Genomic DNA, 16,500 nt, shown 5'->3' on the forward strand with positions numbered 1-16,500 from the left:
TCCTATAATTTATCCGATTGAACCTTCCATCTCGAACTTGATTAGACGGTTCATTTCTACTGCATATTCCATTGGTAACTCTTTTGTGAACGGCTCAATAAAGCCCATTACAATCATTTCGGTTGCTTCTTCTTCAGAAACACCGCGACTCATCAAATAGAACAATTGCTCTTCAGAAACTTTAGAAACTTTCGCTTCATGTTCAAGCGAGATGTTGTCATTCAGAATTTCATTATAAGGAATCGTATCTGAAGTTGATTTATTATCCATAATTAATGTATCACACTCAATGTTCGAACGAGCACCATCGGCTTTACGTCCAAAGTGAACGATTCCACGATAAGTCACTTTTCCGCCCTGTTTTGAGATCGATTTGGAAACGATTGTGGAAGAAGTATTAGGAGCTAAATGAATCATTTTCGCACCTGCATCCTGATGCTGTCCTTTCCCAGCAATCGCGATCGAAAGCGTTAGTCCTCTTGCTCCAGCACCTTTTAAAATAACGGCTGGGTATTTCATTGTTAGTTTCGATCCGATGTTTCCATCAATCCATTCCATTGTCGCATTTTCTTCACAGACCGCACGCTTTGTAACTAAGTTGAATACATTGTTTGCCCAGTTTTGAATTGTTGTATAACGGCAATATGCATCTTTTTTAATGATGATTTCAACGACAGCACTATGAAGTGAATTTGTCGTGTAAACAGGCGCTGTACAGCCTTCTACATAATGGACATGTGCCCCTTCATCAACAATGATTAACGTACGTTCAAATTGTCCCATGTTCTCTGAGTTAATACGGAAATAAGCTTGCAATGGGGTATCTACTTTCACACCTTTTGGAACATAAATAAAGGAACCGCCAGACCAAACAGCTGAGTTTAACGCGGAAAACTTATTATCCGTTGGCGGAATAACTTTAGCCCAATGCTCACGGAAAATATCTTCATTTTCCTTTAACGCTGAATCGGTATCCTTAAAGACAATACCTATATCTTCAAGCTCTTCTTTCATATTGTGATAAACAACTTCCGACTCGTACTGTGCCGAAACACCAGCAAGGTATTTCTGCTCAGCTTCTGGAATCCCAAGTTTATCGAAAGTACGCTTAATTTCTTCCGGCACTTCGTCCCAAGATTTTTCCGATTTCTCTGAAGGCTTAACATAATACGTAATTTCATCAAAGTTTAATGATTTTAAGTCTCCGCCCCATTGTGGCATCGGCATATTATAGAAGTGCTCAAGTGATTTTAGACGGAAATCTAACATCCACTGAGGTTCTTCCTTCATTTTGGAAATCTCTTCAACGATTTCACGAGTTAAACCACGTTTTGACCGGAAGATGGACACGTCTTTATCAGCAAAGCCATATTTATAATCACCGATCTCTGGCATTTTTTTAGCCATCGTCGAATTCCTCCATTTCAGAGGAGTAGAAAGCGAACATTCTACCCCTAGTATTTAATCATATTTAACGTTACGAGCATCAATCTTCCTTATTTTCTTCATTCAAACCCTTTTCCATTGCCTTCCAAGCTAATGTTGCACATTTAATTCGTGCGGGAAATTTTGCAACACCTTGAAGTGCCTCAATATCACCTAGGTCGATACTATCATCGTATTCTTTCCCGAGCATCATATCAGAAAAGATTTTCGACATCTTGATTGCGTCTTCAATCTTTTTCCCTTTAATGGCCTGCGTCATCATCGAAGCAGATGACATCGATATTGAACAGCCTTCTCCATCAAATCTTGAATCCGTTACAATCCCATTCTCCACTTTCATCGTTAATTGAATGCGATCGCCACATGTTGGATTATTCATATTAATGGTTAGACTGCCATCTTCTTCAAGCACACCTTTATTCCGAGGGCTTTTATAATGATCCATAATCACTTGACGGTACAGCGTATCTAAATTATTAAAAGACATCGCTAAAATACTCCTTTGTTTTGACCAGTCCCGCTACTAGTTTATCTATATCCTCTTCCGAATTATACAAATAAAAGCTCGCTCTAGCAGTAGCGGAGACATTCAACCATTTCATCAGTGGTTGTGCACAATGATGTCCGGCCCTAACAGCAATTCCTTCTGCATCAAGAACGGTAGCAACATCATGCGGATGAACATCACTTATATTAAAAGTTACAACTCCTGCCCGTTTGGATGAATCTTTAGGTCCATAAATTGTCATACCTTCAACCGTTGACATTTTCTCAATCGCATAAGCTGCAAGTTTATGTTCGTGAGCTTCGATATGATCAAGTCCAATTTCCTCTAAAAAGTCAATCGCTGCTCCAAGACCAATTGCCCCAGCAATAATTGGTGTACCTCCTTCAAATTTCCAAGGAAGTTCTTTCCAAGTGGATTCTTGAAGGCCTACAAAATCAATCATTTCTCCGCCAAATTCAATAGGCTCCATTTTTTCAAGCAAATGCTTTTTCCCGTAGAGCGCACCAATTCCTGTTGGGCCACACATTTTATGGCCGGATAGAGCGAAGAAATCACAGTCAAGATCTTGAACATCCACTTTAAGATGCGGCGTACTTTGAGCACCATCAACGACCATCACCGCTCCGTTTTCATGGGCAATTTTTGCAATTTCTTTAATAGGGTTAATGACGCCAAGCACATTCGAAACATGCATAACAGCGACGATTTTCGTGTTCGGTGTAATTGTCTTTTTGACGTCATCTAGTGATAGCGTCGCATCCTCTTGAAGAGGGAAATATTTCAAAACAGCTCCTGTTTCTTTCGCAACTTGTTGCCAAGGGATGATATTACTATGATGCTCCATATAAGTAATAACAATTTCGTCGCCTTCACTTAAATTTGCACTTCCATAACTGGCAGCAACTAAGTTTAGGGATGTCGTCGTCCCTCTCGTAAAAATTACTTCTTCAATTGACTTCGCATTAATGAATTTACGTACCTTTTCACGAGCCCCTTCGTAGCCGTCTGTAGCTTTTGTACCAAGGGTATGAACACCACGGTGAACATTTGAGTTGTACTCGCGGTAATATCGATCTAATGCTTCGATAACTTGAACAGGTTTTTGCGAAGTTGCCGCACTGTCAAGATAAACGAGCGGATTTCCATTGACTTCCTGATGTAAAATGGGAAACAATTCGCGAATTTCTGGAATGTGCATTACTTTACTTTCCTTTCAATTACTTCAACTAATTGTTTTTTAACCCCTTCAATTGGAAGTTGATTTACAACTGGCGCAAGGAATCCGTGGATAACCAGTCTTTCTGCCTCAACTTTAGGAATGCCTCGGCTCATTAAATAATATAATTGTAAAGGATCTACTCGACCAACAGAAGCTGCGTGCCCAGCTGTAACATCATCTTCATCAATAAGTAAGATTGGGTTCGCGTCACCACGAGCTTTTTCGCTTAACATCAGGACACGAGACTCTTGAACAGCATTTGATTTAGATGCACCATGTTCAATTTTACCAATCCCATTAAAAATCGAACTCGCACTGTCTTTCATTACACCATGTTTTAAGATGTAGCCTTCAGAATTTTTCCCGAAGTGGACAACACTCGTTGTGAAGTTTTGGATTTGTTCACCACGACCTACAACCACTGTTTTCGTATTTCCAAACGAACCGTCACCAATTAAGTTCGTTGTATTTTCTGAAATAGTATTTCCATCATTCATTAGACCAAGTGACCATTCAATTTTCGCATCTCTTCCAGCAATTCCACGACGATTCACATATGTGGTCGTATCTTTGGCTAATGTATCAACCGCTCCATATTGGATTCGAGCATTTGCATTCGCGATTACTTCAGAGACAATATTAAATTTACTATCAGATGAATCAACAGTAGAAATATAGTTTTCAACATATACTACGTTGCTGTTATCTTCGGCAACAACTAGTACATGATTCATGATATTTGCTTCTTGATCATCATGAATAAAGATTGCCTGAACTGGTTCAGAGATTTGTACATTTTTAGGAACATATAGGAATGCTCCTCCGTTCATATAGGCTGTATGAAAAGCAGTTAAGCGATGTTCATCTGTTTTTACAGCGGTCATTAAATATTTTTGTAATAAATCTGCATGTTCACGTGCTGCAGTAAAAATATCAGTGAAAATAACGCCTTTTTCCTGAAGTTCCTTTGAAACAGATAAATAAGCCGGCTTATTATTTCGCTGAACGTAAAGACTATTTTCCGTTGCTTCTTCGCCAACAAGAAGTTTCACCTCGCTAGGTAGCTCTTCGAGTGATGAATACACATCGCTTTTTACAAGTAACTTCTCAAATTGCGTGAAATTCCATTTATTAATTTTGGTTTTATCTGGCCTTGGCAATGGAAGCGACTCAACTTGCTTTAGTGCTTGCATGCGAAGCTCAGTTAACCAGTTCGGTTCGTTCATTTCCTTTGAAAAGGAACTAATATATTCCTGATCAAATGGCAGCTTTGTTTCAGTAGTCATATTGATCCTCCCCTAATGCTTACGCTTCTTGCCCAACAGTTTCGTCTTCAATCCCAAGTTCTTGTTTAATCCAGTCATAACCTTCCGCTTCTAACCGTTGTGCAAGCTCTGGTCCACCAGATTTTACAATGCGTCCTTGCATCATCACATGAACATGATCAGGTGTGATGTAGTTTAACAAACGCTGGTAATGTGTAATGATGAGGCAGCCGAAATCGTTGCCACGCATTTCGTTAATTCCATTTGAAACCACTTTTAATGCATCAATATCAAGACCAGAATCAATTTCATCGAGAATGGCAATTTTCGGTTCAATCATCATCATTTGTAAAATTTCATTGCGTTTCTTTTCCCCACCGGAAAAGCCTTCATTCAAGTAGCGTTGTGCCATATTAGGATCCATTTCAAGGTATTCCATTTTTTGGTCCATTGAACGGATGAATTTCATTAGTGAAATTTCTTGCCCCTCTTCACGGCGGCTGTTAATCGCTGAACGCAAGAAATCAGCATTCGTCACACCACTGATTTCACTCGGATATTGCATCGCTAGGAATAGACCTGCACGTGCTCTTTCATCCACTTCCATTTCTAAAACGTTCTCACCATCTAATGAAACACTTCCACTAGTGACTTCGTATTTCGGATGTCCCATGATTGCAGAAGATAAAGTTGATTTACCTGTCCCGTTCGGACCCATGATGGCATGAATTTCGCCACCTTTTATTTCAAGGTTTACCCCTTTTAATATTTCTTTGCCTTCAATCTCAACATGAAGATCCTTAATTGATAATACAGACCCACTCATAATCGTTACCTCCATTAGTAAAAAAAGATATTATCTTGTTTTAATTGAATATTTTTTTATTCTCATTCTATTCTCATTACAATCTTATAACAAATTAAAACTGTACGCAACTGTTTAACAACGGATCTTATTTTAGTAATTGTAATTCTCATAACATATTTTTAACCAATGATTGGTATTTCATGTATGTTTTTACAATAAAAATTCGCTAATTGCCAAGCTCTCAAGCGCAAAACCAGGTGTATAGTTGCACTGTTGCGGCAAAAACTTTGAGAATCTATATGCCCAATAGAGAAAACCAGTGCTCAAATAAACACTGGTCTTCACTCATACATTCTATCGAAAACTCAGGTATAAATTCTTCTGTCTAAGTCAGCGACGATCCTTTGACTTTGCAAATAGTCCAACTCACGCTTTTTTTCTACTTTCATCCTAAGAAGATGCTTTCTGCAATATACCTCATAACCAATTCCATGAGCACTGTGCATTGCTTTCTCCATTCCAGACGTGTAATTCATTTGAAGCGTACTAATAATAAACCATCCCTTTTGTTTTTCGCATAGAATGCGATTGATTTAAGAATTTAATCATACCATTCCTTCACGCTGTTTTTCAAAGTCAATAATCACGGCCATTTTTGATTGTCATGCGCTATAAAGCGTTCTCCAATCCACTAGCACGATGATGCTTACAATTCCCGCATTTTATTAACGAATCGAACCGGAAGCACCTAATCAAGAGATGACAGAATAAGGCGAATGACAAAAAATTGAATGTTGATAAATAGGATGAGTTTAATTATTACTAGTACCGTGATTATAAGGCTGATTTTTTGCTAGTACTTGGATTAAACCGATTTTAGACCGTCTTTTATTGCTAGTACTGGGATTATATCAGCCTTCTGACCTCATTTTATTGCTAGTACTCGGATTAACCCCTCATTTTACAACGTTTTATTACGAGTACTTGCAATATATCTACAAAATTTAGTGGTTTTAATACGAGTACTTGGATTAAAAACCGCGTTACCAGCATTATCGCTCAAAAAACCTAAAAATCTCTTCGTCCAATTAATGCTTTATTTCGAGTAGTGGGCATATATTAATCATTCCTCAAGTCCGAAGCCAAAGCCTTCTGATTTCTTTTAGCCAAAAGAAAACAGGCAGCAAAAAGCTGCCTGTCCTATTTCGATGAACTGTTAGTCTACAAACAGCACTGCACCTTGATATTTCTCTTCAATGAATTTTTTAATTTCATCTGATTTTAATACTTCGATTAGCGTCTGAATCTCTTCTCTTTCCTGGTCTTCAGAGCGGACAACAACTAAGTTAGCTGGAACAACATCGCTGCCTTCAAAAGCAATGCCATCCTCTTCAATGTTTAATCCACCTTCAAGTGCATAGTTTGTATTGATTGCCACAGCATCGCCTTCCCCACTTTCAAAAGCAGATGCCAATAATTTCGCCTCAATTAAAGTTGAGAAATCTAAGTTTTTCGGATTATCAACAATATCTTCCACACGAGCATTTGGTCCAACATCTTCTTTTAACGTGATCAAACCTTCACGTTCAAAAATCGGTAAAATCCGGCCATGGTCACTTAATGAATCACTCATAATGATCTTCGCGCCATCAGGAAGATCTTGTAAGCTATCATATTCTTTTGAGTAAATCCCAATCGGTTCTTGGTGAATTTCGGCTACACTTACAAAGTTAAAGCTGTCATTTTCTTCCATTTGCAATGCGAGATAACCTGGTGTTTGGAAGTAGTTCGCATCAATATCGCCATCCCTTAAAGCAATATTTGGCAATACATAATCTTGAAATGTTTCGACTTTCAAATCAATTCCTTTTTCAGCCATTAACGGAATCGCTTCTTCAAGAACTTCTGCGTGTGGTACTGCTGAAGCACCAACAACTAAAGTTATGTTTCCTTCTTCTTCTCCACCTGTTGCAGCACCTTCATTTCCATCATTTGTTCCATTGCCACCACAAGCAGCAAGCACCAAAACAAGTGCGATAATCATAAAACTAAATAATTTCTTCATCCTTCTTCCTCCTACCTTTTGTCAGTCTTTTTAGTAAAGTAATCTCCAATTAATTGGATGATAAACACAAGAATTAAAATCGCAATTGTTGCGACTAAAGTGATCAGTGAGTTAGAGCGCTGGAAACCTTCTAGATACGCAAAATGCCCCAACCCTCCGGCCCCAATAACACCGGCCATCGCTGTAAAGCTGACGAGCGATATAGCCGTAACAGTCAAACCTGAAATAATCGCTGGTAAAGACTCAGGTATCAATACTTTAAAGATAATCTGAAAATGATTGGCCCCCATCGATTGCGCAGCCTCAATGACCCCTTTATCTATTTCCCTTAAGGCGATCTCAACCATCCTCGCGTAAAAAGGAGCTGCTCCAATGATTAACGCCGGTAGTGCCGCATTCGGACCTAACATCGTATTCATGATTGCCCTCGTAAATGGAATAAGTAAAACAATCAAAATAATAAAAGGAATCGACCGGAACACATTCACGACTGTTGCGATGACAAAGTTAATCGCTTTATTTTCCCATAAATTCCCTTTATTCGTCAGGAATAATAGTAAACCTAGAATGATGCCTAAAATAAAAGTGGCAATGACCGAAATGGAGGTCATATAAATCGTTTCTTCGGTAGCCTGCAACAATCTTTCCCATTTAATCTTTTCGAGAAATTCAGCCATTGTCAATCACCTCCACGCCAACATCCTGTGAAGAGATATAGGCAATCGCCTCTTCAATAACTTTCTCATCTCCGTCTAGGTGTATAAATAGCGTCCCATAAGAGCCATTTTGAGTTTGAGATATTTTCCCTTGCAAAATATTGACTGTTAGTGGGTACTGACGAATTAAATTCGTGATGAGCGGCTGTTCCGCTCCATCTCCGACAAATGTTAATTGAATGACCTTTCCAGACGGAAATTGATTGAGCAAATGTTCAATCGTTTCTCTCGTCTCTTCTGGTTCTGTTACTTGCTGAACAAACCGCTTCGTAATTGGTTGTTGTGGTTTTTTGAATACTTGTAAAACAGGCCCGGTTTCAACAACTCGCCCCTCCTCCATGACAGCGACCTGATGACAAATTTTTCTGATCACATGCATCTCATGGGTAATTAACACAATTGTCAGTCCAAGACGTTTGTTAATATCTACCAACAACTCTAAAATCGAATCGGTTGTTTGCGGATCAAGAGCAGAAGTTGCTTCATCGCAAAGAAGAACTTTTGGATTATTCGCAAGTGCTCTAGCAATCCCAACCCGTTGCTTTTGACCACCACTTAATTCAGAAGGATAGGCGTTTTCCCGCCCTTCGAGACCGACTAATTGGATTAGTTCTTTCACACGTTTTTCACGTTCTTGCTTTGGAATTTTCGCAATTTCAAGTGGGAATGCAATATTATCAACCACTGTTCTCGACCAAAGCAGATTAAAATGTTGAAAGATCATCGAAATTTCTTGACGTGCTTTCCGGAGCTCTGCTCCTTTTACTTTTGAAATCTCTCGCCCTGCAACAGTAATCGAACCGTCTGTAGGTATTTCCAGTCCATTTAACATCCGAATTAAGGTACTTTTCCCGGCACCACTATAGCCAATGACACCGAATATTTCCCCTTCTTGTATCTCTAGGTTCACATTGTCGACTGCCTTAACAGCTCCACGCTTAGAGGTATACGTTTTAACTATGTTTTTTATCGAGATCAACTAGTTGTCACCCTCTCCATTCAAAAATCAACGTCTCGCTATTGTAAAATAATACCTTTAACATCTCTTATCGCTAATAAAACGATGCAAATTGCTCTATTAGAAAAATAAAAGCCCTCCTGTAGATGAACAGAAAGGCAAAATTTCAGGAAAACCTTTCTCTCATCTTCCAAAACATCTGCTTTGGGTGAATTAGCACCATTTCAATATTCAATTTCTTATTGACGGTTGCCGGGCTTCATAGGGCACTTCCCTCCACCTCTCTGGATAAGAGTTATCCAATTATTTAATTTGTTTTATTAACTAAGTAAATATGATTGTGATTTTATCATGGAATAAACTATCGTGCAACAATAATCTAGTTGGTCTTTCTTTCCAAATTGCCTATTATGCTTTCGCAGGAGCTGGTATGCCTGTTGCCGCAAAAATCGCCTGTTCAAGCTCAACAATTAAGTCTTCTACATTTTCAATCCCAATTGATAGGCGAATTAAGTCTTCTGAAACACCTGATGCTTTTAATCCCTCAGCATCTAATTGCTGATGAGTTGTACTCGCTGGATGTATGATTAAACTTTTAGCATCCCCAACATTAGCAAGATGTGACCATAATTTTATCGAATTGATTAATTTTGCTCCTACTTCACGTCCACCTTCAATTCCAAACACAACAACAGCACCCGCACCTTTAGGCAAATATTTGTCAGCAAGTTCTTTATCTGGATGCGCTTCATGACCAGGATAAGATACCCAAGAAACTGCTGGATGTGCTTCAAGATAATCAACAATTTCTTTCGTATTCGCGACATGTTCTTTCATTCGGACATGAAGAGTTTCTAAACCTAACGCAAATTGGAAAGCATTTTGCGGACTAATTGCCGGTCCCATATCTCGTAAAAGTTGAACACGTACTTTCGTAATATAAGCTGCTGCACCTAATGCCTCACTATATACTAGATTATTGTAACTTGGATCAGGGGTTGTAAATCCAGGGAACTTCCGTGAATTCCAATCAAATTTCCCGCCATCGACAATCACTCCGCCAAGGGCTGTCCCATTTCCAATCAGCCATTTTGTTGCTGAATGAACAACGATATCAGCTCCATGTTCAATTGGCCGGCATAAATAAGGAGTAGCGAACGTATTATCAATAATTAATGGTAGCCCCGCTTCATGAGCAATTTCAGCTGTTTTTTCAATATCAAGTACACGCAAACTTGGATTTCCAATCGTTTCCGCAAATATAGCCTTCGTTTTATCGGTAATCGCTGCTCGGAAATTCTCAGGATCTGTAGGATCAACAAATTTTACGTTTATCCCATATTTCGGAAGGGTCACAGCAAATAAATTGTAAGTCCCACCATATAATTGCGAGGAAGAAACGATTTCATCACCAGCATGGGCAACATTTAGGATTGCCATCGTAATTGCGGCCATTCCACTTGAAACAGCAAGCGCACCAATCCCGCCTTCAAGCAAATTCACACGTTCTTCAAATACTGTAACAGTTGGATTGTGAATCCGAGTATATATGTATCCAGGTTCTTTTAAGCCGAATAAATTGGCTGCATGTTCTGTGTCCTTAAATTGATAAGCATTGTTCATGTAAATTGGCAAAGCCCTCGCTCCTGTTACCGGGTCAGCTTTTAGTCCTCCATGAACTCCTAGTGTCTCTAAACGATAGTTTTGTTTTTCTGTCATCTTTATCTCTCCTTCTTATTCTCTACCACTATTCCTTCGTTAAACTTTGTCGAAAAAAATCTTTTACCAATACTCTATCATCGTTTTCATCGAAATGCTATTAGAATATTCAAAACCTATGATGTTCTTTTCCATATAGACCCGAGATAAAACAAAGAAAATCGCCGATTGGTGTGCCCCTTAGGGCCAAGACAGAGGCGTTGTTGCACATGCGCTATTAGCAAAAAAAAAGACAATTACTGAGCATAAAGGCAGCATTGTCTTTTTCATTTCCTAGGAAATATGTCGTTTTTCCCCGAAAAATTATAACAGGATTTGCTTTATTTTTTCAGATAAATAAGGAACAGAATGAAATGCGAAAATTTTTTCTTCTACTATTCCATTATGAAAAAGGAATAACCCTGGGACACTTTTAACCGCAAAATGTTTTGCTATTTCTGGCATGTAGTTAAGGTCTGCTTTCCCAAACTCGAGTTCAGGATAGAGCTGAGTAACGATTTCAACCATCTTTGCAGCCATTTGGCATGTCCCGCAAAGAGGGGTAAAAAAATACAAAACCCCTGTTTTGCCCTCATTCATAAACTGTTCAATTTGATCCGCTGACCAATTCTCCATTGTTCTTTCATCCTTTTTCTAAATACTCGGTATGGACGTCAATATTTGCACCTAATAAAACGGTCGCTAAATGCTTTTCTGGCGCTGTTGCTACCTCACGATACATCTTATCAATATATAAATGACTTGCTTCAGGAAACTCTCGCTTAAATTGTTTTCTCAACTTTTCACCTGAATCATCCGCATCAACAAGAATATATACATCTTTGTAAAATAAATCTTCCACTAATTCGTCTAACTTAGAGACGCCAATCGTCCCATTCGTGCAAATGATTTCGACAGGTTCATTGAGGATGCTTTGAATTTTCCTCTTATCTGATCTCCCTTCCACAATAATCACTTTATCCCATTCTTCCATCATCATATCAACCACCGCCAAACCGATCTTTACACTATTATAATCATTGTCAAAAAGATTGTGCAGTTAATTTATCCATATACTTATTCTCACTTTTTCAGAACTTTAATGCAAAAATAATGCTTAAAAAGAAAACTCGCCGATTGGCGAGCGTTTAAGTAAAAGAGGAGAGGAGAACAGCACAAACTTTCTGCTGTTTGCTGTTAACACCAGCCTCCCTCATCACAATCTGTGTATCTTGGTTCATCTTTCCCTGGCGTAGAAACATGCTGAAAAATCCTTTGCTGTTCATCTGTCTCAAAATGATGTTCTAATTGAATTTGGCTTCCTTCTGCAAGAGAAATGGAACCAACTTTCTCTTGGTCCAAAAATAAGTGAATCTCTCCATTTGCCATTTTCCCTACAATGCGATCAGTAACCTCTAATCGTTTTCGTTCTAAGCTCATCATGCTCACCTCACGTTTATTTTTCCCGGGCGATGGCAGTTGATGATTGGTAATTAACGGAGAAAAGAAAGCATCATTCTAGTTTGGATGAACAGAAGGCTCGTCCTTAATTGAGTAACTAACGGAAGGAAAATAAGCGGAGTTTTTCCGGTTAAATGCAGAATGGAGCTCGTTTCAGGGGATATAAGGGGAGTTTTTCCGGTTATGCAAATAAAAATCGCCCATTTTCACGTTTATCGAGTTAATAGACGGAATTCCTCCGTTTATTTAAGCGATTTTTAATGATATTTACTAATTAAGCGGAAATTATCCGTCTATTATTGTTAAATGTCAAAGAAGAACATAAGAATAACGGTAAAAGCAGGGCAAATTCCAACATGGTGCCCTGCTTACCTAAAAAGAGAATCCGTTAAGTTTGGATGCTGCTTTCTTTTTATTCTTTTACCATTTCTTCGTACTCTTCAGCTGTCATTAACTTTTCAACTTCGCTTAAATCACGAGGTTCTACAACAATCATCCATGCTTTCTCATATGGAGATTCGTTTACATATTCAGGATTATCATTTAAGTCCTCATTGACTTCAACAACTTTCCCACTTAATGGTGCATAAAGCTCTGACACAGTCTTAACTGATTCAACACTTCCAAATGGCTCATCCACATTCACTTCATCTCCTACTTCAGGAAGCTCGACGAACACGATATCGCCAAGTTCTGATTGGGCAAAATGACTAATGCCAATTCGGACTTTATCTCCTTCTGTTTTAACCCACTCATGTTCTTTAGAATAATGTAACTCTTTTGGTATCGTCATTACAATCCCTCCAATTATGTACTCAATTAAAGCCAATTTTTTTCAAAGTCTTCTTCTTTAAAGCCGACCGTCACCTTATCTCCATCCGTTAGCAATGGCCGCTTTATTAACATTCCATCTGAAGCCAATAGCTCAAGTAACTCCGCTTCACTCGCAGTTTTGACCTTATCTTTTAAACCAAGCTCACGGTATTTTTGACCACTCGTATTAAAAAACTTTTTAAGTTCAAGACCGCTATTCTTATATAGTTGCTCAAGCTCGGATTTAGATGGAGGGTTATCTACAATATGTATTTCGTTATATTGAATTCCTTTATCATCAAGCCATTTTTTCGCTTTCCGACATGTACCGCATTTCGGATACCAATAAAAAGTGAACGCCATTTTTTCACCACCCTATTTTAACATACCCATTCTTTCACCCTCTACTCGGATATTACCATATATTAGATTAAAAATCACAATCATCCGTAAATTTTAGTACTATTTTTTATATAAAAATAGCCCCCATACCAACAAGGGGGGCTCTCCCATTCTTTTTAGACAATATAACGTTCTGCATCAATGATTTTTTCAGCTGCTAAGCGTTTTTTTGCGATGACATTAGTTGGGGTGTGACGTGTGATTTTACGGAAAGCTGACATCAACATCCTCAATGTGTCACCCTCCTCTGCAGCAACAAGGGTTTCTTTTGCATCAAGTTCCATTTTATTAAATGCTTCCTGACAGAAGATTTGTGTATAAAGCAGCTTTTGCTTATTCTTTTCAAGCCCTGCTTTTTCAAGCGCTTTTTCCGTACGAAGAACGACAGACTCCATTGCATAAGCATTCGAGACGATATCAGCGATATTGACCAAGATCTCTTGCTCGGCCTCTAATGCTTTGCCATATTTTTGAGCAGCCAAGCCAATCGCTAGCAAGGCAATCTTTTTCGCATTATTGACAAGATATTTTTCTTGCCCAAGTGGCTCATCCCTTGGTTCTTCGGGCATCATTATCATTAACTCTTCTTGAAGCTGTTGGGCTTTTTGAAATAGTGGCAACTCCCCTTTTAATGCCTTGCGCATATATGTGCCAGGAACTAAAAGTCGGTTGATTTCATTTGTTCCTTCAAAAATACGATTGATGCGCGAATCACGATAGGCGCGCTCAATCTCATAGTCCTCCATAAACCCGTATCCACCGTGAATCTGAACCCCTTCATCAACTACATGATCAAGTGTCTCGGAAGCAAATACTTTATTTAATGAACACTCAATCGCATATTCGGCTACAGCAGCTGCTACTTTAAATCCATCATTATAATCTTCTTCTGTGAGTAGATTCATCCGCTGTTCATATAACCCGACGGTACGATAGACTGAACTTTCTGCGGCATATATTTCCGCTGCAAGGGTAGCTAACTTTTCTTTTGTTAGATTAAATTGAGAAATCGGCGTTTTAAATTGTTGACGCTGATTAGCATATTTTACCGTTAACTCAAATGCACGCTTAGAACCACCGATGCCTCCAACTCCCAGTTTGTAGCGCCCAATGTTTAAAATATTAAAGGCAATCATATGTCCCTTACCTGGGAGAAACAGGAGATTTTCTACTGGGACAGCAACGTCCTCTAAAATAAGTGTTCGAGTCGATGAACTTTTTATTCCCATCTTCTTTTCTTCAACACCTGTTGAAACACCCGAAAACTCCCTTTCAACAATAAATGCTGAAAATTGTTCGCCATTAATCTTTGCGTAAACGATAAATAGGTCAGCAAAGCCAGCATTTGTGATCCATTGTTTTTCACCATTTAAAATATAATGTGACCCCGCGTCATTTAGCTTCGCTGTCGTCTTCGCCGCTAGTGCATCCGAACCGGACCCAGGCTCTGTCAATGCATAGGCAGCAATCTTCTCCCCTGTTGCTAAAAATGGTAAATACTTTTCTTTTTGTTGTTTGTTTCCGAAAAGCACTATCGGTAGAGAGCCAATGCCCACATGTGCTCCATGAGAAAGTGAAAACCCACCTGCACTGGATATTTTTTCAGTTATAAGAGCTGAACTTATTTTATCAAGGTTTAAACCTCCATATTCCTCAGGAACGTCGGCAGCTAATAATCCTAGCTCACCGGCTTTTTTAAAAAGTTTGACGGTGCGATTAAATTCATGGTTTTCGAGATGATTAATTTCCGGTCTTACTTCATTTTCGACAAATTCTTCCGTTGTTTTCGCAATCATGATTTGTTCGTCTGTAAAATCTTCAGGTGTAACTATTTGATTAGGTTTTATTTCTTCCAGTAAGAAGCTCCCGCCTTTAAGTGGCCTCTCCGTTTGATTTGCCATTATTGAATCCCCCGTTTCAATTATAATAATTCAAACACTCCGGCAGCGCCCATTCCGCCGCCAATACACATCGTTACGACACCAAACTGAACGTTCCGCCGGGCCATTTCATGGATGAGGGATAAAGTTAGCTTGGCACCTGTACACCCTAACGGATGGCCTAAAGCGATCGCACCGCCATTCACATTGACAAGCTTTTCATTTAATCCTAGTTCACGGATTACTTGAATCGATTGCGAAGCAAAAGCTTCATTTAACTCAAACAATCCTACATCACCAAGTTCAATACCAGCTAATTTTAATGCCTTAGGTATCGCAACAATTGGACCGATGCCCATGACCTCTGGAGGCACGCCACCAAGAGCAAACGACCGAAATTTTGCCATTGGAGTCAATCCGAGCGACTCTGCTTTTTCACGATTCATAACCATCACCGCTGCTGCTCCATCACTTGTTTGCGAGGAGTTGCCTGCTGTTACCGTACCTTTATTCGCAAAAGCTGGGCGTAATTTCGAAAGGACTTCAAGGGATGTATTCGGGCGGACACCTTCGTCCTCAGTAAAACGAATTTTCTTTTCCACCTGCTTGAAGCTTTCGCTCACTGAACGGACAGAAACATCAACAGGAACGATTTCATCTTTAAATTTCCCTTCCTCAATGGCCTTGGCTGCGCGCTGATGACTCCTCACCGCAAACGCATCTTGTTCTTCGCGAGTAATGCCATATTTTCTTGCTACCTCTTCCGCCGTATGGCCCATTCCCATATAATATTGAGGTGCTGATTCAGCTAATTTCACATTAGGGCGAATTGCGTGCCCCATCATTGGAACCAGACTCATTGATTCAACTCCACCTGCTATAATTGTATCGGCATGCCCGAGCATGATTTTTTCGGCAGCCATTGCAATCGTCTGTAAACCGGATGAACAATAGCGATTTACCGTCATTGCTGGGACTTCATAAGATAAACCGGCAAGAGCACCGATATTTCTGGCAACATTCAACCCTTGTTCCGCTTCAGGTGTAGCACAGCCAATAATTAAGTCATCGATGTTTCCACCATAATGATTCGCTCGTTTTAATGTCTCTGATACAACGAGGGCACCTAAATCATCTGGTCGAACCGTTGCAAGCGACCCTTTTTTCGCTCTTCCAACGGGCGTCCGAGCTCCTGCGACAATCACCGCTTCTCTCAATGCTTTCCCTCCTATACACTGCACGAATAGTAATCAATTAAATG

17 protein-coding genes and 1 riboswitch are annotated in these 16,500 nt (G+C 39.4%); all 17 genes read right to left on the bottom strand.

Features of this window, described 5'->3' with window-relative positions:
* Window positions 1-9: 9 nt before the first annotated feature.
* Window positions 10-1,407: a Fe-S cluster assembly protein SufB gene (sufB, locus tag GNT69_RS00415; protein WP_203552980.1), complete on the bottom strand. Its 1,398-nt coding sequence runs from the start codon at window positions 1,405-1,407 to the stop codon at window positions 10-12.
* Window positions 1,408-1,486: 79 nt separating this feature from the next.
* Complete coding sequence (gene sufU, locus GNT69_RS00420; protein WP_203552981.1) at window positions 1,487-1,933, bottom strand: Fe-S cluster assembly sulfur transfer protein SufU; 447 nt, start codon at window positions 1,931-1,933, stop codon at window positions 1,487-1,489.
* Window positions 1,923-3,152, bottom strand: coding sequence for a cysteine desulfurase (locus tag GNT69_RS00425; RefSeq protein WP_203552982.1), 1,230 nt, complete (start codon window positions 3,150-3,152; stop codon window positions 1,923-1,925). Before GNT69_RS00425 ends, sufU begins: the two co-directional genes overlap by 11 nt.
* Window positions 3,152-4,459, bottom strand: a complete 1,308-nt coding sequence (gene sufD, locus GNT69_RS00430; RefSeq protein ID WP_203552983.1) for a Fe-S cluster assembly protein SufD — start codon at window positions 4,457-4,459, stop codon at window positions 3,152-3,154. Before sufD ends, GNT69_RS00425 begins: the two co-directional genes overlap by 1 nt.
* A gap of 19 nt (window positions 4,460-4,478) precedes the next feature.
* The gene (gene sufC / locus GNT69_RS00435) at window positions 4,479-5,264 is read right to left on the bottom strand and encodes a Fe-S cluster assembly ATPase SufC (protein ID WP_203552984.1); all 786 of its coding nucleotides are present in this window, start codon (window positions 5,262-5,264) and stop codon (window positions 4,479-4,481) included.
* 347 nt (window positions 5,265-5,611) lie between these two features.
* Window positions 5,612-5,782, bottom strand: a complete 171-nt coding sequence (locus GNT69_RS26120) for a YuzK family famiily protein (protein ID WP_481747582.1) — start codon at window positions 5,780-5,782, stop codon at window positions 5,612-5,614.
* 680 nt (window positions 5,783-6,462) lie between these two features.
* Window positions 6,463-7,311, bottom strand: a complete 849-nt coding sequence (locus tag GNT69_RS00440; protein WP_203552985.1) for a MetQ/NlpA family ABC transporter substrate-binding protein — start codon at window positions 7,309-7,311, stop codon at window positions 6,463-6,465.
* Window positions 7,312-7,322: 11 nt separating this feature from the next.
* Entirely contained in the window at window positions 7,323-7,988 is a 666-nt protein-coding gene (locus GNT69_RS00445; RefSeq protein WP_203552986.1) for a methionine ABC transporter permease, read from the bottom strand.
* On the bottom strand, window positions 7,981-9,006 hold the full coding sequence (locus tag GNT69_RS00450; protein WP_203552987.1) for a methionine ABC transporter ATP-binding protein: 1,026 nt from the start codon (window positions 9,004-9,006) through the stop codon (window positions 7,981-7,983). Before GNT69_RS00450 ends, GNT69_RS00445 begins: the two co-directional genes overlap by 8 nt.
* Before the next feature lie 159 nt (window positions 9,007-9,165).
* A riboswitch (SAM riboswitch) is annotated at window positions 9,166-9,280 on the bottom strand.
* 113 nt (window positions 9,281-9,393) lie between these two features.
* A complete protein-coding gene (locus GNT69_RS00455; protein ID WP_203552988.1) occupies window positions 9,394-10,704 on the bottom strand; it encodes an O-acetylhomoserine aminocarboxypropyltransferase/cysteine synthase family protein in 1,311 nt (436 codons plus the stop codon).
* A 303-nt stretch (window positions 10,705-11,007) separates the two neighbouring features.
* Complete coding sequence (locus GNT69_RS00460) at window positions 11,008-11,319, bottom strand: thioredoxin family protein (protein ID WP_203552989.1); 312 nt, start codon at window positions 11,317-11,319, stop codon at window positions 11,008-11,010.
* Window positions 11,320-11,326: 7 nt separating this feature from the next.
* Window positions 11,327-11,680, bottom strand: coding sequence for a toprim domain-containing protein (locus tag GNT69_RS00465; RefSeq protein ID WP_203552990.1), 354 nt, complete (start codon window positions 11,678-11,680; stop codon window positions 11,327-11,329).
* A gap of 200 nt (window positions 11,681-11,880) precedes the next feature.
* Window positions 11,881-12,126, bottom strand: a complete 246-nt coding sequence (locus GNT69_RS00470; RefSeq protein ID WP_239093974.1) for a YusG family protein — start codon at window positions 12,124-12,126, stop codon at window positions 11,881-11,883.
* 430 nt (window positions 12,127-12,556) lie between these two features.
* Complete coding sequence (gene gcvH / locus GNT69_RS00475) at window positions 12,557-12,937, bottom strand: glycine cleavage system protein GcvH (RefSeq protein ID WP_203552991.1); 381 nt, start codon at window positions 12,935-12,937, stop codon at window positions 12,557-12,559.
* Window positions 12,938-12,963: 26 nt separating this feature from the next.
* A complete protein-coding gene (locus GNT69_RS00480; protein WP_203552992.1) occupies window positions 12,964-13,320 on the bottom strand; it encodes an arsenate reductase family protein in 357 nt (118 codons plus the stop codon).
* A 155-nt stretch (window positions 13,321-13,475) separates the two neighbouring features.
* Entirely contained in the window at window positions 13,476-15,260 is a 1,785-nt protein-coding gene (locus GNT69_RS00485) for an acyl-CoA dehydrogenase family protein (protein WP_203552993.1), read from the bottom strand.
* A gap of 20 nt (window positions 15,261-15,280) precedes the next feature.
* Complete coding sequence (locus GNT69_RS00490; RefSeq protein WP_203552994.1) at window positions 15,281-16,456, bottom strand: acetyl-CoA C-acetyltransferase; 1,176 nt, start codon at window positions 16,454-16,456, stop codon at window positions 15,281-15,283.
* Between the last annotated feature and the right edge of the window lie 44 nt (window positions 16,457-16,500).

The sequence above is a fragment of the Bacillus sp. B15-48 genome, assembly GCF_016879755.1.
Taxonomy (GTDB): Bacteria; Bacillota; Bacilli; order Bacillales; family Cytobacillaceae; genus Mesobacillus_B.

Excerpts from the sequence above, each read along its gene's own strand:
- sufD (WP_203552983.1), bottom strand. The coding sequence starts at position 4,459 with ATGACTACTGAAACAAAGCTGCCATTTGATCAGGAATATATTAGTTCC.
- GNT69_RS00470 (WP_239093974.1), bottom strand. The coding sequence starts at position 12,126 with ATGATGAGCTTAGAACGAAAACGATTAGAGGTTACTGATCGCATTGTA.
- gcvH (WP_203552991.1), bottom strand. The coding sequence starts at position 12,937 with ATGACGATACCAAAAGAGTTACATTATTCTAAAGAACATGAGTGGGTT.
- GNT69_RS00465 (WP_203552990.1), bottom strand. The coding sequence starts at position 11,680 with ATGATGGAAGAATGGGATAAAGTGATTATTGTGGAAGGGAGATCAGAT.
- GNT69_RS00480 (WP_203552992.1), bottom strand. The coding sequence starts at position 13,320 with ATGGCGTTCACTTTTTATTGGTATCCGAAATGCGGTACATGTCGGAAA.
- sufU (WP_203552981.1), bottom strand. The coding sequence starts at position 1,933 with ATGTCTTTTAATAATTTAGATACGCTGTACCGTCAAGTGATTATGGAT.
- GNT69_RS00425 (WP_203552982.1), bottom strand. The coding sequence starts at position 3,152 with ATGCACATTCCAGAAATTCGCGAATTGTTTCCCATTTTACATCAGGAA.
- sufC (WP_203552984.1), bottom strand. The coding sequence starts at position 5,264 with ATGAGTGGGTCTGTATTATCAATTAAGGATCTTCATGTTGAGATTGAA.
- GNT69_RS26120 (WP_481747582.1), bottom strand. The coding sequence starts at position 5,782 with ATGAATTACACGTCTGGAATGGAGAAAGCAATGCACAGTGCTCATGGA.
- sufB (WP_203552980.1), bottom strand. The coding sequence starts at position 1,407 with ATGGCTAAAAAAATGCCAGAGATCGGTGATTATAAATATGGCTTTGCT.
- GNT69_RS00445 (WP_203552986.1), bottom strand. The coding sequence starts at position 7,988 with ATGGCTGAATTTCTCGAAAAGATTAAATGGGAAAGATTGTTGCAGGCT.
- GNT69_RS00460 (WP_203552989.1), bottom strand. The coding sequence starts at position 11,319 with ATGGAGAATTGGTCAGCGGATCAAATTGAACAGTTTATGAATGAGGGC.
- GNT69_RS00455 (WP_203552988.1), bottom strand. The coding sequence starts at position 10,704 with ATGACAGAAAAACAAAACTATCGTTTAGAGACACTAGGAGTTCATGGA.
- GNT69_RS00485 (WP_203552993.1), bottom strand. The coding sequence starts at position 15,260 with ATGGCAAATCAAACGGAGAGGCCACTTAAAGGCGGGAGCTTCTTACTG.
- GNT69_RS00440 (WP_203552985.1), bottom strand. The coding sequence starts at position 7,311 with ATGAAGAAATTATTTAGTTTTATGATTATCGCACTTGTTTTGGTGCTT.